The organism is Pseudoalteromonas sp. OF5H-5, from assembly GCF_021530695.1.
Taxonomy (GTDB): Bacteria; Pseudomonadota; Gammaproteobacteria; order Enterobacterales; family Alteromonadaceae; genus Pseudoalteromonas.
Genome location: NZ_JAKGBF010000013.1, coordinates 1 through 21093, shown reverse-complemented (window position 1 = coordinate 21093; position 21093 = coordinate 1). Strand labels below are relative to the sequence as shown.

The 21093-nt window shown below is 43.0% G+C and carries 15 protein-coding genes, 3 pseudogenes and 1 CRISPR repeat array (1 of these 19 only partly in view); of the genes and pseudogenes, 13 read left to right on the top strand and 5 right to left on the bottom strand.

All coding sequences use genetic code 11. The features are described from left to right. Positions 1–193: direct repeats of the CRISPR family, unit length 29 nt; it reaches 936 nt to the left of the window's first position. A 157-nt stretch (positions 194–350) separates the two neighbouring features. Then, a complete protein-coding gene (locus tag L1271_RS17735) occupies positions 351–833 on the bottom strand; it encodes a GNAT family N-acetyltransferase (protein WP_010603960.1) in 483 nt (160 codons plus the stop codon). Between the two features lie 144 nt (positions 834–977). Here L1271_RS17735 and L1271_RS17730 point away from each other — a divergent pair, with 144 nt between their 5' ends. From L1271_RS17730 to L1271_RS17715, 4 genes are all read left to right on the top strand, one after another. Continuing rightward, complete coding sequence (locus tag L1271_RS17730; RefSeq protein ID WP_235368418.1) at positions 978–1499, top strand: chalcone isomerase family protein; 522 nt, start codon at positions 978–980, stop codon at positions 1497–1499. Between the two features lie 107 nt (positions 1500–1606). Next, positions 1607–2137 (top strand): DUF3833 domain-containing protein, encoded by a 531-nt coding sequence (locus L1271_RS17725; RefSeq protein WP_235368417.1) that lies wholly within the window; start codon positions 1607–1609, stop codon positions 2135–2137. 231 nt (positions 2138–2368) lie between these two features. Next, complete coding sequence (locus tag L1271_RS17720) at positions 2369–4510, top strand: prolyl oligopeptidase family serine peptidase (protein WP_235368416.1); 2142 nt, start codon at positions 2369–2371, stop codon at positions 4508–4510. A gap of 65 nt (positions 4511–4575) precedes the next feature. After that, positions 4576–4815 carry a Rho-binding antiterminator gene (locus L1271_RS17715; RefSeq protein WP_235368415.1) on the top strand — a complete coding sequence of 80 codons (240 nt, stop codon included), beginning with the start codon at positions 4576–4578 and terminating at the stop codon, positions 4813–4815. On the opposite strand, the gene L1271_RS17710 is transcribed toward L1271_RS17715, so the two are convergent. After that, the gene (locus L1271_RS17710) at positions 4804–5265 is read right to left on the bottom strand and encodes a GNAT family N-acetyltransferase (protein WP_010603965.1); all 462 of its coding nucleotides are present in this window, start codon (positions 5263–5265) and stop codon (positions 4804–4806) included. The two genes, L1271_RS17715 and L1271_RS17710, sit on opposite strands and share 12 nt — an antisense overlap. Before the next feature lie 951 nt (positions 5266–6216). After that, a complete protein-coding gene (locus tag L1271_RS17705) occupies positions 6217–7947 on the bottom strand; it encodes an ABC transporter ATP-binding protein (RefSeq protein ID WP_268831099.1) in 1731 nt (576 codons plus the stop codon). Positions 7948–8072: 125 nt separating this feature from the next. Here L1271_RS17705 and L1271_RS17700 point away from each other — a divergent pair, with 125 nt between their 5' ends. Further along, on the top strand, positions 8073–8963 hold the full coding sequence (locus L1271_RS17700; RefSeq protein WP_010603967.1) for a TetR/AcrR family transcriptional regulator: 891 nt from the start codon (positions 8073–8075) through the stop codon (positions 8961–8963). 63 nt (positions 8964–9026) lie between these two features. Here the strand turns inward: L1271_RS17700 and L1271_RS17695 are convergent, their stop codons facing one another. Next, positions 9027–9476 carry a nuclear transport factor 2 family protein gene (locus tag L1271_RS17695; protein WP_206471703.1) on the bottom strand — a complete coding sequence of 150 codons (450 nt, stop codon included), beginning with the start codon at positions 9474–9476 and terminating at the stop codon, positions 9027–9029. A 329-nt stretch (positions 9477–9805) separates the two neighbouring features. Between L1271_RS17695 and L1271_RS17690 the strand changes: the two genes are divergently transcribed. Together L1271_RS17690 and L1271_RS17685 are read left to right on the top strand one after the other, a co-directional pair. After that, positions 9806–12544 (top strand): ATP-binding protein, encoded by a 2739-nt coding sequence (locus tag L1271_RS17690; protein ID WP_010603969.1) that lies wholly within the window; start codon positions 9806–9808, stop codon positions 12542–12544. Further along, entirely contained in the window at positions 12541–12897 is a 357-nt protein-coding gene (locus L1271_RS17685; RefSeq protein WP_010603970.1) for an Hpt domain-containing protein, read from the top strand. Before L1271_RS17690 ends, L1271_RS17685 begins: the two co-directional genes overlap by 4 nt. On the opposite strand, the gene L1271_RS17680 is transcribed toward L1271_RS17685, so the two are convergent. After that, positions 12894–13667 (bottom strand): MBL fold metallo-hydrolase, encoded by a 774-nt coding sequence (locus tag L1271_RS17680; protein WP_235368413.1) that lies wholly within the window; start codon positions 13665–13667, stop codon positions 12894–12896. The genes L1271_RS17685 and L1271_RS17680 overlap by 4 nt on opposite strands. A 232-nt stretch (positions 13668–13899) precedes the next feature. Here L1271_RS17680 and L1271_RS17675 point away from each other — a divergent pair, with 232 nt between their 5' ends. The 6 genes and pseudogenes from L1271_RS17675 to L1271_RS17660 all read left to right on the top strand — a co-directional run. Beyond that, positions 13900–14868, top strand: a complete 969-nt coding sequence (locus L1271_RS17675) for a DUF4097 domain-containing protein (protein ID WP_235368412.1) — start codon at positions 13900–13902, stop codon at positions 14866–14868. A gap of 1470 nt (positions 14869–16338) precedes the next feature. Beyond that, positions 16339–17241: pseudogene (locus L1271_RS24870) on the top strand (contractile injection system protein, VgrG/Pvc8 family); the annotation flags it as partial. Between the two features lie 1911 nt (positions 17242–19152). Next, positions 19153–19411 (top strand): annotated as a pseudogene (locus tag L1271_RS24975) (polymorphic toxin type 15 domain-containing protein); the annotation flags it as partial. A gap of 164 nt (positions 19412–19575) precedes the next feature. Further along, the gene (locus L1271_RS24970) at positions 19576–19947 is read left to right on the top strand and encodes an HNH endonuclease (protein ID WP_442960422.1); all 372 of its coding nucleotides are present in this window, start codon (positions 19576–19578) and stop codon (positions 19945–19947) included. A 9-nt stretch (positions 19948–19956) separates the two neighbouring features. Continuing rightward, positions 19957–20418: an SMI1/KNR4 family protein gene (locus L1271_RS17665; RefSeq protein ID WP_102058210.1), complete on the top strand. Its 462-nt coding sequence runs from the start codon at positions 19957–19959 to the stop codon at positions 20416–20418. Positions 20419–20486: 68 nt separating this feature from the next. Then, positions 20487–21093, top strand: a pseudogene (locus L1271_RS17660) (contractile injection system protein, VgrG/Pvc8 family); the annotation flags it as partial.

The following is a 21093-nucleotide window of genomic DNA, read 5'->3' as shown; positions in this document are numbered from 1 at the left end:
CGGGGAACACTTGCTGTGCGGCCCCCACTCCTGTTAAAAATGCGGTTTAGCCCCGTGTGTACGGGGAACACACTGCCTTGGCCTTCATCCTGTTGGCCCTGAGCGGTTTAGCCCCGTGTGTACGGGGAACACATGTGAGGGTAAAGTGATTCATCGCCTGAAAGCGGTTTAGCCCCGTGTGTACGGGGAACACTCTAAAGATATATCACTGTTTCTATTAACAAAAATCACCATTGCAATTTTCACCAAAAATATTGGGTACAAATTCTACGTATGTTTACTCGGCTAAATTGTTAAAGATCGGGGATTTCTCTTGAAATAATGTATAGCCAACAGACTAATAAACTTCACTATACTTGCTCAGCAAAATCGATGAGTTCCTGTCCTGTTAGGCGATAAATAATCCACTCGTTTTGTGCTTTAGCACCGATGCTTTCATAAAAGTCGATTGATGGTTTGTTCCAGTCAAGTACCACCCACTCAAAGCGACCGCAATCCTTTTGTAGTGCAAGTCTTGCGAGATATTTCATGATCCCTTTACCTGCACCAACACCGCGCTTATCTTGTGATACATATAAGTCTTCAAGATAAAGACCGTGCTTGCCAAGCCAAGTAGAATAATTAAAGAAATACACTGCAAACCCGATTGCTTCGCCATCTAGTTCACAAATAACGCTGTGTGCTCTGGCTTCTTTACCAAACAGTTTCTGTTCTATTTCTTCCACGGTATTGAGCACGGCATCTGGCTCTTTCTCATAAATTGCAAGTTCGTTGATAAAGTGCAGTATCGTCGCGGCATCAGCTACTTCTGCTGGGCGAATTGAAAGGCTCATAATGGCTCCTGTATGTAGGTTTTAGTCAGCTTAACAAATTGTAAAGGGGGATGACAGCACCTTTCAGGCAGCAGCAAAGTGAACAAATTCTCCAGCTCGCTCGTATAACAAGCCAACTGATTTTTATTATAGGACGAGGTTAGTATGCAAAGGGTCATCTTTGCCTTTTTGATGTTGCTATTCAGCACTCAGGGGTTCGCAAGCACCAGTACTCTTGTCAATCAATTTATAGAAAACCCTCAACAAGTCGGCAAAACAAGTCGAATGACCTATTTGTTTTGGGATGTTTATGATGCCAGCCTTTATGCCCCCCAAGGAGTCTACTCTCAAGATCAGCCTTTTGTGTTGGCATTAAGATATTTACGCGAGCTAGACGGCAAAGAAATAGCAAAACGATCACTGAAAGAGATAGAGAAACAAGGGTTTACTAACTCAAGTCAAGGTGAGCAATGGCTGGCAGAAATGGAAAAAATTTTTCCCAATGTCTCTAAAGGCACAATGCTATTTGGCGTAAGAACACCCGAGGGAACTACGCAGTTTTACCAAGATAAAAAGCTTATTGGCGAAGTGAAAGATTCGGAATTTACGACCCGCTTTTTCAATATTTGGCTCGGTAAAAAAACCTCCGAACCTGCCATGCGAACTGAACTTTTGGGCCTGAAATGAGAATAGTTAATGCTCCTTTTCCCTCAATTTCAACATCAATACTTTGTTCAACAAGACATAATAGAAGCAATCGCACTCAAAGAGGCCTCAAGCCTAAGGAGAAAACAATGCGCATCACTCTTGCAGTACTCACCTTACTTTTATTGTCGGCTTGCAGCTCCGGGATTGACGGTAAAAAGTACGCTACACTTAAACCGCAATTTGACCCCTACGAGTTTTTTGTTGGTGATGTAAAAGCGTGGGGAATAGTCCAAGACAGAGATGGCAACTTAGTTCAACAGTTTACTGTCGATATCAAGGGCTCTATTAACAACAAATCTGAACTTATTTTAGATGAGTCCTTCAACTATTTGCTCGGCGACGGGGTTCAAACGCGAGTTTGGACTATTACAAAAGCTGCAGGCAATAAATATACCGGCCGCGCCGACGATATCCTCAACTCAGCATCAGGCGAAACCTTCGGCAATGCAATGAATTGGCAGTATAGAATGGACCTACCCGTTGATGATACCAGTTATGAAGTACACTTTGATGATTGGATGTGGTCTTTTGACCAAACCACCCTTATGAACCGCTCTTATATCGAAAAGTTTGGTATTGTGATGGCCGAAGTAACAATATTTATGCAAAGGCAATAATAATTACGCCAAATCAACTTCAATTTAACCTTCTTACTCGTGTATTTGTCTACAATTTGTAGACAAATACACCGACTCCACTAAAATCCACACTATTCTCGTAGCACGACTAGTGCCCAACACTGAGAAGTGCTCAATAAAAAATGCCGCACCAAAAAGTTTTATTGCTGAGTAAAGCGCAAGAAACTGCGGCAAGATCGTAGCTAATAAGAACCAATAGGAACCCCCACCATGATAAAGAAGATACTAGCTGGAGCCGTAGCGCTTGCGCTTGTCGGATGTGTTAATACCGAAAATGAACAATCCAATAATGCGGTATTGACACAATCTGTGAAATATCCAATCACTAAAACAGGCACTGTTGTAGACAACTACTTTGGCACGCAAGTAGCGGATCCATATCGCTGGTTAGAAGACGATAAAAGTGCAGAAACCGCAGCGTGGGTAAAAGCACAAAACGAGGCAACGCAGGCATATTTATCGCAAATTCCATATCGTAAAGACATCGAAAAGCGCCTCACCGAACTACTTGATTACGAGCGTGTTTCTCAACCTTTTAAACACGGCAACTATACCTATTTCTACAAAAATGATGGATTGCAAAACCAAAGTGTTTTGTACCGCCAAAAAGAAGGTGGAGAGGCTGAGGTATTTTTAGACCCAAATACCATGAGTGAAGATGGCACAACATCGCTTGCAGGATTAAGTTTTAGTAAAGACGCCTCATTGGTGGCTTATCAAATTTCCGAAGGTGGAAGTGACTGGCGTAAAGTGATTGTGCTAAACGCCGAGACTAAAGAGCAGGTTGGTGAAACGCTGGTAGACGTTAAGTTTAGTGGTATTTCGTGGTTTGGTAATGAAGGCTTTTACTACTCAAGCTATGACAAACCTAAAGGCAGTGAACTTTCTGCAAAAACTGACCAACATAAGGTGTATTACCACAAGATTGGAACACCTCAAGTTCAAGACAAGGTCATTTTTGGTGCCACTGATGCGCAAAAACACCGCTATGTTTATGGTGGTGTAACAGACGATAAAAAATATTTGGTGATCTCTGCTGCGGTATCTACCTCAGGTAACAAGCTATTTATTCGTGACTTAAGCAAACCAGATAGTGACTGGGTAACAATTTTAGATCATACCAACTCTGATACCAGCGTGATCCACAGTGAAGGCGACACATTGTTCCTAAGCACGAACTTAGATGCGCCGAACCGTCGTATCGTTAAAGTTAATGCGAAACAGCCACAACCAAAAAACTGGCAAGATGTGGTCCCAGAAACCAACAATGTACTATCGGTTTCAACAGGTTCAGGTTACCTATTTGCGACTTACATCAAAGATGCAATTTCATTGGTAAAACAATATGACTTCACAGGTAAACTGATCCGTGACATTGCGCTTCCAGGTGTAGGCACTGTGAGTGGCTTTAGCGGTGAGGAAGAAGATAAAGTACTTTATTACTCATTCACTAACTACAACACCCCGAGATCTATCTTTGCTTTCGATGCAAAATCTGGCGTCAGCGAATTATATAGCTCAGATAAAGTAGATTTTGATTCAGATGCTTACGTGTCTAAACAGGTTTTTTACACCTCGAAAGATGGCACCCGCGTACCGATGATCATCACCCATAAAAAAGGGCTGAAACTGGATGGTAACAACCCAACTCTGTTGTACGGTTATGGTGGGTTTAATGTCAGTCTTAAGCCTTACTTTAGCCCTACACGTGCAGCTTGGTTGGAGCTAGGTGGTGTTTATGCTGTAGCAAACTTACGTGGCGGTGGCGAATATGGCAAAAAATGGCACAAAGCAGGTACTCAAATGCAGAAACAAAACGTCTTTGATGACTTTATTGCTGCAGGCGAATACTTAGTATCTGAAAATTATACTTCAAGTGAAAAGCTTGCAATTAACGGTGGTTCGAACGGTGGTTTGTTAGTAGGTGCAACGATGTTGCAACGTCCAGATTTATTCAAAGTGGCTGTACCTGCGGTTGGGGTACTTGATATGCTGCGTTACCACACTTTTACTGCAGGAGCTGGCTGGGCTTACGATTATGGTACAGCGGAAGACAACAAAGAGATGTTTGAGTACCTGAAAGGTTATTCACCTGTACATAACGTAAAGGCTGGCGTAGATTATCCAGCAACCATGATCACAACAGGTGACCATGACGACCGCGTAGTACCTGCACACTCTTACAAGTTTGCAGCTGAGCTACAAAGCAAACACACAGGTCCGAATCCGACGCTTATTCGTATCGAAACCAATGCCGGACACGGCGCAGGCACACCAATAAGCAAGACGATTGAACAGTATGCCGATATTTATGGCTTTACGCTTTACAATATGGGAATTAAGTCTCTTTAAGCATAAGCCAAGCTTGAAAAGCCATCTGTACAAGCAGGTGGCTTTATTCAAATAAGAACTTATCTATGATCAGTTGCCAACAGTATGATTATATCGAGCTGGCGTGCCTAAAACGCCTAGTGGTTACTATTGAGATGAAAGGTGGTGAAGTTGTGCGTGGCAGCTGCAAAAACACGACTATAGTCGACGCTCAGGAGTGTTTAGTTTTAGAACAAGAAAGCCAACCAGTCACCGTGGTGCTGACAGAAATTGCCAGTATCTCGGCCGATACTGACAATCCCTATTTTACTACATTAAGATTTTAGTGATAACGCCATAAAAACACTTAACGGGTTGTCGCGGTACATACCAAAGCGTTCACATCGCTCAAATCCCAAGCTCTCATAAAGACTTATCGCACTGGCTTGCTTAGAGCCGGTTTCCAGCCGAATAAGTGGGATCTGCGCTTCACCCGCATAGTGAAGCAAAATTTGCATAATACGTTTAGAAAGCCCTTTACCTCGATAGCTAGGTTTTACGTATAAGCGTTTAATTTCACCGTATAAGGTTTTATCAAACTGCTTTACAATCGCACCACACGCTACAATGCCCTCTTCATTTTGTAAGCCAACGGCATACACGTTAGGTTGGTTAATTTCTTCTATTGATAAAGACTGTGCACTTGCGATTGGATATAAGCTGTTCATAAGCTTATCGATTTCAGAAAACACCGCGACTACTTGTGGGTCATCTGACTTTAACTGAATTAATTGCATACCTGCCTCTGAGAAGTAAGGCCAATTTGTCCTGCGCCCATAAACTGAGCAATATTATTACTATTCTGACCGACGTCAAACTATACCGAGTTAGAAATAATAAGCAAATTATCGAGGTGAGATGATAAGCTGAATGCCTGCGGAAATTTGATAATATCGCTATAAAAATAAAGTAACAATCTGTTTTAAATAAATAAAATATAAGAACTCTGAACTGTTACAAAGTGTAAGGTGATGGTATGAATTAGATACTTTTAGGTAAATAAGAATTTTTCATTCTTATTCTGTCTGGCGAGCATCATGCTTTATCGCGCCGCTCTTAAGTATTGTTACTTTGGTTTCTACAGACTGTTTGCTCTTGCTTGGAAAGCTCAGTAAAGTCAGTAATAACAACACGCTTGTTAGCGCTACAATCAGCGGAATAGAGGTATGCGAACTTGTGTGTGATGCTCTATGGGGCATAAACAAACCTACGAAAATTAATTTGTCTTCCCTAAAAACCAATCCTTTTTAACCAAAAACAAAAATAGCACTTAGTTAAATATGATTACTTTTTATCACACCTAAACTTTTAGTGCTATATCACTTAAAAAAAACATCAAAAAGTATTAGGGCCTGTTTATCTTTCAAGTTTGTTTTTGCAGCAGTTTGATTGGTATTTATACAAGGCAGAGCCTGCGTAGCATAGTTGTTCTATGTGAGTCAGGCGATAACACAGTAGAAATGCCAATCAAGCGCTGCCCTTTGGGTTCACCTGAGTGCGCTTTGTTCATTGTTGCTCAACTTTTGCCTAGATTACTAGGCGGCAAGTCGAGCGTCGCGACCAAAACACACTCAGGAGAACAAAAATCAAACAGCAAAGGTCAACAGGCCCTAATTCAATCTTTTACCAATGACATTACTGTTCATTCACTTTCCACCTATCCAACTAACGGGCCTCAACCAAAGTTATTAGCTTGCAGCTTGAAGGTTGAACTGTTTATTCACTAAGCTTTGGTAAAGCGAAGAGTGTTGCATCAAATACTGATGATCTCCCTGTGACTCAATCTCACCTTTGTTAATGACGATAATATTATCAGCATCCATAACCGTACTGAGTCGATGCGCGGCGATAATTGTAGTACGACCTTTTTTTGCATTTTTCAGGGCAATTTGAATAGCTGCTTCACTTTGTGAATCAAGGCTTGCCGTTGCTTCATCCAACAGCAGCAATGCAGGGTCTTTTAATAGTGCTCGCGCTAATGCAACTCGTTGCCTTTGTCCGCCAGACAAAGTAATGCCACGCTCACCAATTTGAGTATTCAACCCATCAGGTAGTGTCGCTATAAACTCTGCTAAATCGGCCGTGGCAATGGCATGCTGTAATTGTTCATCATCTATTGCCTCATAAGCACCGTAGACCAAGTTTTCATATAAGGTGCCGCACAACAGCGGGCTCTCTTGCGCAACGTAGCCAATTTGCGCTCTTAAATTGGCTCGGTCTAACTCTTCAACATTAAGCCCAGCAATTTCAATGTAACCACGTTGCGCCTGATAAAAGCCCTGCAACAAAGCAAAGAGTGTAGACTTACCAACTCCTGATGGCCCAACTATAGCGGTCGTTTTTCCACTTAAGAATTCACAGCTCAAGCTTTTAAATACCGGTTTATCATTAGCATAACTAAAAGATAAATTGCGAAAATAAATTGACTTATCAGTCAGGCTAATCGTATGACCACTTTCATTTGGTGGTGTCGTTGCTAAGATCTCATTAATACGAACGGCCGCTCCTTTTGCTTTATTAAAAGCGGCTACCACCATGCTTAACTGCCCCATCGGCAACACAATGTTCAGTAAAAACATAATAAACGCAACAAAAGCGCCTAGGGTCATCGCACCGTTGGCAACCCTTGATGCGCCAAACCCTAGTACTAACACTATCGAAGCCATGATCACTAAATTCACCAATGCGCCCATGGTAGCTAAGAGCGTATGTTCTGACATTGCGGTTTTATAGAGTGACTTCAATTCATTGTTATTATTTTTAGCTTCTGTTTTCTCTGCACCTTGTGCTCTTATTAAGCGGATATTAGCAAACAGCTCGGTTAACCTTCCTAGCATAGAGGCTTCAGTATCTTGTAATGACTTAGACAGATCCGTCAGTCTTACGGAAAACGGTAAGATAATCAGAAAACTAACCGTAACTGCACTGAGCATCACGAGTGTCATTTGCCAGTCTAAAAACCATAGAATAATAAAAGAACCAAATAATGAAACTACACCAGATATAAAAGATACAGACTGCTCACTCACTAGGTTTTCAATAATTTCAGTGTCTTTTACGATGCGATTCGCCGGCTCCCCAGCCCTTGTGTTATCAAAGAAAGAAACAGGCAAACGAATGAGGTGCTGAAAAAGGTCTCCGCGTAATTTAAGCTTTTGCTCATTGCCAATTTTACCCATGATATAAGTCATCAACCCTGTTAGCACAGCGGAAAATACTAATACCATAATTAATATGACTACCTGTTCATTTGAAAAATGACCATTTTCTCCAAGTTCTTCCAGCAGATTTTTCGTTTGCAAAGGCACTAATAAACCTAAAATACTAGAGATCAGTGTAAACAAAACCAGAGTTGATAGTAATAGGCGACTTGGCCGCGTACGCCTGACTAGTTGAATTAAAGATGATGTATTGTTCATAATTATTATGTCCCCGTTGAATAGACAACATAATAATTGACCAAACTTTAAATTTAGTCAATTTAAAATTGACCTATTGGTCATTTTTAAATTGACTGTATACTGCAATGTGAACAGGAGGAGCTATGTCTGATAAGCGGAAATTAATACTAGCATGCGCGGAGCAGTTACTTTTAGCTGAGGGCGATAGTGCCTTTAGCATGCAAACTATCGCCAATAAGGTGGGCATTTCGAAAGGTGCTATCTACTTACACTTTAAGTCAAAAGACGAACTACTATTAGCCGTTTTTGAGAGTCAAACAGCGGATCTGCTGGATAAAATAAGAGCGATATTAGAAAGTGATAAATTGACTCCAATTGCCAAGTTAAAACAACAAATCCGCTTCCAGCACGAAGATTTACAGCAGTACCAAGCGATGTTTCAACTCTTATTGCAGGAGGAGTCACTGAGCTTTTCAAATAACTTGATCATGTTCTATCAAGAGTTTCGCTTAACGTGGCTTACGCTACAAGAAGGCTTTTTACTTGAAAACTATGGCGAGCAAGTTCGTCCATGGAAAACCGATCTCGCGATGACGCTTGATGGCATTATAGCTAACTACCTTTCGCTTCCCGTGATCGAAGGTATTGATTTCGACACTGAAAAGCTGGTTAATTGGGTAGTCTCATGTATGGACTCAATTTGTACAGCGCTACCAAATCAAGCACTGTTGCCGGTATTAACCGAGCAGGACTTCCCGTCCCAAAAAGAGATCGAAGCCAAAAAACGACAACTCCACGAACAAAAAATCCAACAAGCTTTTATACAGCTCCAAGAAAAGTCTCAGAAGCTAAAACTCACACCACAAAAGCGTGAGATCGTAGACCACACAATCGCTCTATTGGAAGCTCAACTACAAAGTAAAAACCCCGATACCGTATTAATCAGGGCACTTATCGCAGGACTTAGAGACTACAGGGGGTTAAATACTCAGCGCCAGCTACTCGCAGAAAGACTCAATGTAGAGGCGGTGTAATCCACTGAGTAATGTGGTACTCGTACGGTTAGAGGAAAGCAAAATCTTGCTTTACACTGCTGACTATTTTTCTTTTAAGAATAAGACTCTCTTAATCAATCCATCGACGACTTCATAGGTCGCGATGGCTTTATAATTTGATTTATATTCCTCACCATCACGCATTAGACAAAACTCTATAACCTCAGTATCTACAACAAAGCGCCCTTGGATCTCTCTGTTACTTATTTTGGCGCTCAGGCAAGTGACCCTATTAAAAAGCTGTGTATAGGTTTTCTTCAGTTTTTCTTTCCCGGAATACGCTATTCCACCAGGAAAGTAGTGAATTTCTACATCATCGTGATACGTTGCGACGAATGCATCTATATCTCGCTTGTTATAGGCCGCTACCTGTTGCTCAACAATCGCGGTGATATTCTCCTCATTAGTCAGGTCTTGCTGTGCATAAGCTTGGCCACTATACGTAAGTGCGTTGAGTGAGCCTGCGATGACCACTGATAAATAACGTTTCAACTTGGAATCCTTTTATTATTTTTAACCATATCACCCTTTTTGGGGTACAAAGACATATTACAGTTTATAGACTTGATATAGCAAATCGCTTAGTCTCAACGTGAAATTGGTCATCGTTTATAGCCGATTCTTTCTAAGCCATTCGCTCAGTTCAGTATTACCGTGCGCATAGGTATGCCTGTGGGTCTCATGAATATGGTACTTAGACTCGAACTTCTACGATCTACAAGCTTTACACATTCTCCTAAACCTCTCTAGATTGACCACAAATCCAGCAAGTTAATCATGAACTGCTATATTGTTTTATGAGGATATTATGGGGGGATACGATGCTAACAGCACTAAAAGACAGTATGCCAATTTTGATTGTTACATCTGAGTGGTATGTCAGTCACACAACCGCCGTTGCGGAAAAATTGTTCGCTCCCGTCGATAACGTCATCAATAAACATCTTGAAGACTTATTCATCTTTCCTTTATGTGTAGAAGAACAGCAAAAGACGATTGCTGATGGTTCTTTGATACAAGTGTCGTTGCGCACATCACCAAACGTACAATTTTTGCTGTCGTTTTATGATGTTCGCAGTAACGAAATATTTGTACATATTGCCGAGCTCTCTACTTATTATTGTCAAAATCCATTAGAAGACGAACAAACTCGAATTTTGCGCCACGCCGTTAACAGCGCAAACCTAGGTGTTTGGTGCTACGACCTCCTAAACAAGACTGCGTATTTTTCTCCTAAGTTCAAATCACTGATAGGTCTCCCGGCCTCAGCAGAGCTTGACTGGGACACCTTAAAAAGCATGATTTACCAAGAAGATCAGCCGCTATTTGCCGAGCTACTCGCTCACCATATTGAGCAAGGACTTATGCTGCATTTTGAGTTCCGACTTGAGGTTAGAGGAACAATTCATTGGTTTGAATTTAAGGGAGAGCAAGTTAAGTATTGTATTCGCACACACAGTGTTTATGGGATTTTAGCTGACTGTACTCACGAAAAAGATATGTTAGTCGCATTACATGATGCAGAAGAAAGTAAAGAACTTGCGATGCAAGCGGGGAAAATAGGTACTTGGCGAGCAATACGAGTAGCGAATCAATGGATCTGGAATTGGGATCATCAGGCCAATGATATTTTTAAACTTTCGGAAGACGATATTGGCAATTTACACCTCTGGGAAGCAAGCCTTCACCCCGACGATAAAGTACGTGTTACGCAAGCGCTAGAAGCCTCATTGAATTCAGGCAAAATCTTTGAACAGCGCTATCGCGGCCTGCTTAACGACCAGGACATTGTTGTAGTGTATGCCAAAGGTGTTGTAGGACTTGATGAACAGGGTCAGCCAGCACGTATTGATGGTGTTGTTATCGATCAAACCGATGTATATATTGCCCAGAAAAAGCTCCAACACATTAATCAAGAGTTAGAACAACGCGTCGCAGAGCGCACCGCCGATCTTGAAGCCGCGATTATTAAAGCCGAGCAGGCCAATCGCACTAAATCAGACTTTTTGTCCATGATGAGCCATGAACTCAGAACCCCAATGAATGGTATTATTGGCTCCTTAGATCTCATGGCGCTCTCAGATCTAGATGAAGACAACCAAGAACTCTTAGAAACTGCGTCTATTTCAGCCAATAATTTAGTCTCAATATTGAACGACATTTTAGACTTAGCCAAAGTTGAACAAGGGAAAATGGAGCTTGAAAGCTACCCATTCTCCCCTTCCAAAATGCTCAATAACATTATCAAAACCTTCGAAGCCCACGCGCGCGACAAATCAGTAAAATTAACGGTGCATGAGGACATAAAGCTACCGCTAGAAGTGATTGGCGATGAAAATAGAGTGCGGCAAATTATCTTTAACGTTGTCAGCAATGCCATCAAATTTAGCGTTGCAGATAGAGAAGGCGGCGCGAAAGTCACCATCAATGTGCACTGGGCGTGCGAGGGCGTAGCCTTATCTCACTTGATATTTAAGATAGAAGACAATGGTATTGGCATTGCACCGGAAGTCCAAAAGAAACTGTTTACCCCCTTTACACAAGCCGAACGCTCTATCACGAGAAAGTACGGCGGCACCGGATTAGGGCTTGCAATATGTGGCAAGCTTATTGACTTAATGGGTGGCAAGGTCGCCTTAAAAAGCAAATCAGCTGAAGGCTCAACTTTTACCATTACCATTCCTATTTGGCGTCCAAGAACACAGCAGCAACCCAATATTATATTTACTACGCTTTATTGGTTAAGTGATGCGCCTTGGCAGAGTTCGTTGGCGCTGACTCAGTTGTACAATGCCTGCACGCATTTTTGCGATGAGATCAAAGTCATCGAGTCACCCAGTGAAATCAAAGAGACTGACGATACTGCACTTGTTCGTGCTGTCACAACGCAAGCCGCCCCCTCTGCAGAGCAAATACGCTCACCTATTCCAGAGTTAGTATTTGTTGATGAAAAGGCGTTTGCTAACTTGAACAGTACAGCGTTAACCACACCAAAACCAATTGCACCGCAGACTCAATACGCTATCGGCCAATTATTGAGCAAACTGAAAGTAAGTCAGCAAAGTGACGAGACTGATTTAGGTGAATTAAACGATCTCAGTGAACTAGATGCGCTCCTTTCACTAGACGATAAAGTATCTAGCCCTACCGATGATGAATCGGATACTAGTGGTAAGCAGCATATACTCCTTGCCGAGGATAACCCCTTTAACCAAAAACTCATCGTCAAACAGCTTTCTAGACTTGGAGTTTCCTGTGATATCGCCAATAACGGCAAAGAGGCCTTGGCGATGTATAAAAGCCAGCAATATCAGCTTTTGTTGACGGATTGCCATATGCCGGAGATAGATGGCTATGAATTAACTAAGTTAATTCGCGCATTTGAGTCCAAAGAAGAGCGCAGCGCCATTCCTATTGTTGCCGTCACAGGCGCTGCTATGAAAGGGGATAAAGAGCTTTGTTTAGATAGTGGCATGAATGACTATGTTAGCAAACCGGTGCGATTACAAGAGCTTAAAAACACCTTAGGTAAATGGTTAGATATGGACTTTACACAATGAGCAAAACCCTCAACCCTCAGGTGCTTATCGATTTAATCGGTGATGATTTTGCTACGGCGAAAAAGTTTTACACCGACTTTCTAGTACAATCGAAATCTAGTTGCGCAAAAATTAAAACTGCATACCAAACCCGTGCTTTTCAAGCTTTAAAAGACGAAGCCCATTACCTCAAAACCTCCGCAAAAGCAGTGGGTGCAGAGGTACTAGCTGAACATCTACAGGCGTTAGAGTATTCGGCACTTGATAACAACACCACTGAGTGCGCCGAAAAAATAAAAGCGATACACCATGAGATCGGCAGCGAGTTTGTTCGAGAATTAAAAGCCTATTTAACCTCTCAGTCGCAAAATTAAAGCGCAATCGGCTGCTCAGCGATAGCCGCTTTGAGCCCTGCGCGCTCGAATTTCACAACATCTTCTTGATGCTGGTAGTGATAGACCCAAATATTTTTAATGATGTCTTCACGATAGCTCATCAACAACTCATTAAGGGAGCAGTGACTGGGATTGTTTGCAAGACCGCAATCATGAAAAATAACTTCGCCGTTACTGACATAGTGATGGAGCAGCTCAGGAATAGCTTTGGTATCACCACTGTAAAACAAGCTACCTGGGAGATGTAACGAAAAAGCGCTATTGGGCTCATGATGACGAACGGCATAACTATGTATACGTTGCCCACGATGAAGAAAGCTTTCTGAAATTGGATATAAACGGAAAACCTGCCATACACCGCAAGTCCCTTCGCTCAGTCCGGTGTACGCGAGCATATTACACAACCCAACGATTAACTCTGCTGGGGCATATAACGTGATTTGGTGCTGACTCAATGCAGCCTGAAAGTAAAGCTGCTCCAATCCACTAACATGGTCATAATGAAGGTGGGTGATAAACACAGCATCGGGTAATGACGAAAAATGCTTTTTATAACGCGACACCGTATCAAAGCCACAATCTATCAATAACCAAGGTAGGCCTTTATGGGTCAATACACAGGCAGAGCACCCGAGAGTTGCAGCGCTGGCGGCACTTCCAACTCCTAAAAAGACTGCTGCGTCTGGTTTACAGTGACTATCAACGAATGATTTCGGATTGACAGCGTGTAGCTTGGTCGTGTCTTTCATTGCACTGTTAGGAAAATAAACAAACAATAGTGCCAGACTACATTGTCGAATTTACAACCACATGACAGTCATATCTGCAAACTTTTGGTTCAGCTCACTATTTGATTTCGCTATTTTGACCACTCAAAAGTTCGCTACCTTCTTAATCTATTGATTTTTTTATATCTTCATTCTGGTATAACTATTGCTGGATGATAACATCATGTCATCACCACTATGGAAAATAACAACAATGAAAAAGCTCTTCACCAGTTTAGCTGCACTTAGCCTTTTATCTGGCTGTGTTGTGCATATCTCTCCAAGCGCAGCAGCAACCAAAACACTCCATAAATCTTTGCAACTCAACGCTGCAGACATCAGCAAACTTGATGCAAATACCACCTCGGGTAATATCCAGATCATTGGATACGACAATCAACAAGAGATCCAAGTGGAAGCCTCCGTGTTAACCACAGAAGCAGAAAACTACCAACTTACACTGGAAAAATCAGGTGATACCGCCATATTGGTGGCCGACTCAGATACAAGTTCTGGTGTACAATGGTATCGCAATAATAGCCCTAGAATTGACTTAACCATCACCATGCCAAGCCAACTTGCGCTAACACTTGATGACAGTTCGGGGGATATAGCCATCAAAAATATCAAAGGTTTTATCAAACTAGATGATGGCTCTGGCAATATCACGTTGGAAGGTATTCAAGGTGCTGAAATTGATGACGGCAGTGGCAATATCCATATCACTAACGTCCAGCAACTTGTTATCGACGATGGTTCTGGCGACATAACTATAAAGGGATTAGTCGATACACTAGAGTTGGAGGATGGCTCGGGTAATATTGATGTGACTGGCGGCACAGATATCAAAATAGAAGATGAGTCTGGCGATCTAACCCTTCGCGGTTTTAGCGGTAACGCAGATATCATCGATGGCTCTGGCTCACTGGTTGTTGAAGGCGGACGCAATATTAAAATCGATGATGAATCCGGTAATATTCGAGTTCGTCACGCCCAAGGCGATGTCACTATCGTTGATGGTTCGGGCAATACGGATATCGAAGCAGTTAAGGGCCATGTTCAAATAGAAGACGGCGCTGGAAATATTCGTGTGGTAAATGCCGGCTCCTTGACCATTACCGAATCAGGCTCAGGCTCGGTGAAAATAGATAGGATAGCTGGAGCCGTAAAACTAGATGACTAGGCCTGCTGAATGATTCTAGTGTGGAGCAATATACGATTGCTCCACAGTCAGTAAAGTTCAACATTAACTCGAGACTATGTGTAAAGTCAGCCCGTCTTCCTGACAAGTGTCGACGCCCATCCATGGGCTTCTTTGATGCCTAATGACAAGGCACTCTCTCATCCCCCAACAAACTTAACTTCTCGGCGGGTGAACCGTCTCCTACAACACTATTTGCACTGTGAATTAGGAAGCATTCTGCGATGATAGCTTTTGCAATGCTTTAAAGCAGCTTAATCGCTAAAATCGTAGACGATCTCACAAGCAACTTATTCCCCCTCCATCACAACCGAAAAGCATAAGTCGATATGCAATGTGCCGACAGGATGTCGGCCAAGCCTTGTCTGGCACAGGGACGTGCCTTACAAGGCGGTTGCGATACCAATTGTATTAGGTAAATGAGCAATTTGAAGCGGAGAAATAGCTTTAGTAGCTAGGCAAAAATTTTGCTATTTAGTTGTTCTAAATGAGAAATTTTTAACGACGCTAATATGGTATTTCACCCTTCAAATTGATTGGAGACTTAGTGCAATTGGTATTATATATCGGCTTAGGGTTTGAGGATTAAGTGTGATGCTGGGGCGACGTTTTCTTGGTTCGTTCTTTTTCGTCGTTTAAAAAGAATGAACGAGAAGCGCATGGATGCGCTTTGATACGAGCCATGGAGGGTAAGGCTAATATGTCCTCCTGACGGATTTCGACGCCCATCCATGGGCTACGACTATCTTTTCTTTGCTTGCCCAAAGAAAAGGTAGCAAAAGAAAAGGCACTCCCAACATCACACTGACTCCTCAAGTAAATTACCAATATGAACGTCACCACGGTGTAAGGGCCATCCTTGGCCCTGTCACCGCTTTTCACGCATCCATGCGTTGAAATGACTCATTGGCAATTTACTTTCAGGTGTGATGAGGGAGATACAAGGCGCTGATAGTTTTGTTTGGTGCTTGCAGGAAAATTAGCTGCTTTTGAGAGAAAAACTAGTGCACACGGCCAATACCACACCAGAAAAGCATAAGTCGATATGCAATGTGCCGACAGGATGTCGGCTAAGTCTTGTCTGGCACAGGGACGTGCCTTACAAGGCGGTTGCACTATGTCGGCTTAGGATTTGAGGATTAAGTGTGATGTTGGGGCGACGTTTTCTTGGTTCGTTCTTTTTCGTCGTTTAAAAAGAATGAACGAGAAGCGCATGGATGCGCTTTGATACGAGCCATGGAAGGCAAACTGACACCGTTTCATTTGGCTTGAGATTTAAAAACCACCCGTTATGCCAAAAGATAAGCATTCGAATGCTAAATAAAAAAATGAGTTAAAAATGCTTGCCTTTTATGTAACAATAGCGCGCAAATAAAAACCAATCGCAGCACACTAGGAAGTAGTACCGCGTATTGGTGGCACGGCTTTAACCAACAACAGTGGACATAAAAAATGCAAACAAGGATTGTGGTGTATGGTACTAACCATCCTGTACATGTCGTCGACTTTGAACTCACGACATGTATTAATAGCGGCTTTTTACTCAAAGCGAACCTAGAATCCCAATTTGACCTTGCTGATGAATTACTCGTCGGCAATATGCTCACGTTTGAAATTGAGTCACCAGATGCAATATCAACATATTTCACTGGGACTTTGTTTGATATCCAATCTGGTTTTGTGTCTGAGCACACCTGTAGTGCAGAGGTGGTCTTAAAGCCTCGCCTTGAGTTACTTAAGCAAACAGAAAAAAGCCAAATCTTTGTACAAGCCAATGTTCAGTCTGTCCTCAATAAGCTGATACAAAAAGCCGGCTATTCACAAGACCGGATAAAATGGCGAGTCACTAAAGATTTACCCACGCTACCGCAGTGCGTACAAGCACTAGAAAACGACTACACCTTTTTCACCCGACTATTAGCAAAGTACGGCTTAATTTATTGGTTTGAATGCCATGATTTTATTGAGTCGATAGTGATTGCCGAGGGGAATCTTGCAAGCCCCTATATTGAGCGAGGCTTGCTGTCGGTAACGGATAAAGATGGCCTGGTGCACGAACATGAAACCGGCTTTGTTGGGTTTACGCAGTGCCAAAGCCGCCATCGTTTTAAAATGGGTGGCTCACAAGTGCATATGAATGCCCATCCACCAACCTCGGTCAGCTCGGCGCAGCGTAGCTATTTTGAGCCTGCTGCACAAAATCCTGCTGAGCAATTTGAGCGCACTGGCAATCTCGAGCTTGCCTATCAACAAGGTAAAAATGAAGTCACGCTGGTAGGGAACGTAGCCGAAGCCAATGCCGGTTATTCGTTTTCGTTAAATGGTAAATTGGGCACAGCAAAAGGTGGCGATTATACCTGTATTCGCAGTAAACAGGTGTATAAGCAAGGCAGTGCCAATGACCCTAAGCAAGTTGCGCATCATAGCGAGTCGGTGTGTGTACCACGGGGTGAGCCAATACGTATCGCGCCCCCAGAGCATAGCCCCAAGCCGATGGTGTTTACCGCCACAGTGCGCTCGCTGTCGGGGTCAAAGGCTAATCCTCACTTAGATGCACAAGGGCAATATGCCACGCAAGTACATTTTGATAGTCAGGTGACTGAATCGGTAAAGCGCCTCACACAATATGCCTGTCGTGGTCAAAAGCAACCGACAGGGTTACACTTTCCACTGCTGCCAGACAGTAATGTGCTCATCGGTTGTATGAACAACGACCCTGACCAAAGTTACTTGTTAGGGTTTGCCCTTAACGACACCCAACCATCTGTTGTTACTAGCGCCAATAACGCCCAAAACGTGTTGTGCTCTCGCGGCCAAAACCTGTTGATGTTTGATGACACCCCAAAAACCCCGCATATTGTGTTGCAAACCCTAGCAGGCAACCAGCACTTGGTGTTACATGGGGATAAAAAGCAGCCTTATATTCACTGGCTTGCGCAACTTGGCGCAATGAATATTTTTGCAGCCAAAGACATACAACTTGGCAGTGTTAAAAGCGCAATTCGACTACTCACCAATAAAACCTTTATTGCCAGCGCCAAACAACAACTGGCACTGGAGAGTAAAAAGTCGGTGATTATTGATGCAGCAACCAACCTAGACGTCACCGCCAATCAAATTGACGTCAGCGCCACACAAAATATCACCCTTAAGGCGGGTCGCAGCCATCGCAGTGTTATCCAAAGTGATATAAACCTCAAGGCAGACAATAATCTCACCATTACCGCCCCAGCGGGAAGTCAAATCATTCAAAGCCAAGGCAATATCACAGTAAAAGGCAGTGGCTCTGGCAACCTCACCCTTGCCAATGGCGGCAGTGAAATCAGTATTGACTCAAGTGGTAACGTCAACATCTTTGCAGACAAGTTACTGACCTTAAAAGGCAAAGCCATGACCGTGTTTGACGGTAGCATGGAGCAAGATATTGGTGGTAAACAAAGCGCCATGATGCCGAGTGTACCGCAAATTCAAGCGCTCTCTGAGAATGCTCGACTCTCACTGGCCGCCGATGGCATTGCCACCATGATGAGCAGTACCATTGAGTTGTCTTATACTTATCAAGATGGCAGCCCAATTATGGGCGCACCTTATACCATTCGATTTGCAAACGGCACAGCGCTGACTGGTAACTTAGATGACAGCGGTAAAGCAAAAATTGAGAATGCCCCGCCCGGTCAATATACCGTGCAATATGGTGAGGATAAACGCGATTACCTGCCAGAAGATAATCGCCCTAAAAATCCACTGTATGGACAAATCACCCCAGCGCGAGCGGCTGAAATGGTACGCAGCGGCAATACCGCACCACTGATAGAAGCCAATGGCATTGCAACCCAAGCAGGTGATTGGTTATGGGGCACACTGCAAGGCGACTTTAATCAAAACCCCTCTACGTCACAAATCGTGGTCGGCACCTTGATTTCCATGATACCGATTATCGACCAAGTCATGGATTTACGAGATATCATTGCCAATGTCATGTTACTGACCGACGATGATGAAGCCAACGACACCGACGCTTGGCTTGCCTTTACCCTCACCGGCATTGGTTTAGTGCCAGTTGTGGGGTCAGCAGTCAAAGGCGTGGGAAAGGTTATCTTAAAAAATACCGGAGAATCTCTCTCTGCTGCGCTTGCCGTTTTACGCAAGCTCGGCAAAGGCGACCCAGTTAAATACCTAAGAGACATCAACTGGCAAGACCTAGGAAAACAATCCGCCACGGAAGTTAAAAACATCGTCAAAGGCCTGCGCGATTCACTTGATGAAATGTCTACCAGTTGGCACTACGACCTACTGCTTCCAGACGCCGCCATCGAAGGCATGCAAGCCACGGTAAAACGCCTAGACGATGTCACCCCAAAAATCGACCAGCATATGCAACAAGCCGCCCAAGAAATCGGGCAGCGAGTTAATAAAGCACTGGATGAGTATCAAGGCCAACCACCAATTCGAGGCGTTACCGATAAGCCCACCAAAGCCAAGGCCGATGAATTGGAGCCACCAAAAGGGAATGAGTTGCCGGGGGCTGGAACAACTCAAACTGATAAAACAAAACCCAAATTAACTAACCGTAAAGACAATAAATTACAACTTATTGATGGAAAGCCCCCTCGGAACGCAGAATTTGCAGGACAAAACTACAGTTTAGATATACATAAAAATACGATCTTGAAACAAAGGCTAGATGCAATGCAGCCAAGAAAAAGGAAAATCAGAGAGTTAAAATTAAAAGAGCTTGCTGAAAAGTATCCTGATGGTGTTAACTTTACCGAAAAAGGTTTTGCGGATTTCAGACCTTATATTATGAAGTATAAAGGTTATCTTGTAGAGGTTGATATAAAAAAATTAAACCCAGACCCTACATCTGGTAGAGGAACATCAGGTTCACAGCTGGACATGAGAAACGCGAATCAATTGATGGAAAATATAGATCCAGCTTGGAAGCAACCGTCGACACATACCTGGCATCATGTAGAGAACTCCACAAAGCTGCAATTAATTCCAAGTGACTTACACTCAACAGTAGGTCACTCTGGCGGTCGAAATACTTACTCATTTTAGGAAATTAGAATGAACTTTGAAAACAGTTATCCAAAAACAAGCTTACTTGAGATTCAAGAGCTCTGTCATGAGCTTGAACTTCAGTTCCCCAAAGAATATGTTGATTTTCTTCTAAAGTTTAATGGTGGTCAGCCTACTAAAAATCAGTTTACTAAACAAAATTCTGACGGTGAATTACTTTTTGACTTTGACATTAATGTTTTATTTGGAATTGGTAAAAATGATACTAGCTTTGATTTGTTAACTATGTTCTCTATTTATTGCGATAGGATTCCTGAAGAGCTACTGCCTATTGGTAATGATGGTGTTGGTAATGTTATTTGCATTGGTGTAGATGGCGCGCAGAAAGGAGGAGTATTCATATGGTGGAAAGATAAGCAAGTTGATGAAGGTGCCGATCCCGATTATGAAAATGTAGATATACTTGCTCCATCATTTACTGACTTCTTAGCAGGCTTTAACGTTTCCTAATTTTCTAACTGAGTTGTAAAGCTAGTAGTTAGCTTTACAACCCTTCCCATCTAAATAGTAAAAAGTCGGTGATTGCTGATGCAGCAACCAACCTAGACGTCACCGCCAACCAAATTGACGTCAGCGCCACACAAAATATCACCCTTAAGGCCGGTCGCAGCCATCGCAGTGTTATCCAAAGTGATATCAACCTCAAGGCAGACAACAATCTCACCATCACCGCCCCGGCTGGAAGTCAACTCATTCAAAGCCAAGGCAATATCACGATTAAAGGCAGTGGCTCTGGCAACCTCACCCTTGCCAATGGTGGCAGTGAAATCAGCATTGACTCAAGTGGTAACGTCAACATCTTTGCAGACAAGTTACTGACCTTAAAAGGCAAAGCCATGACCGTGTTTGACGGTAGCATGGAGCAAGATATTGGCAGCAAACAAAGCGCCACGATGCCGAGTGTACCGCAAATTCAAGCGCTTTCTGAGAATGCTCGACTCTCACTTGCCGCCGATGGCATTGCCACCATGGCGAGCAGTACCATTGAGTTGTCTTACACCTATCAAGATGGCAGCCCAATTATGGGCGCGCCTTATACCATTCGATTTGCAAACGGCACAACGCTGACCGGCAACTTAGACGACAGCGGTAAAGCAAAAATTGAGAATGCCCCGCCCGGTCAAT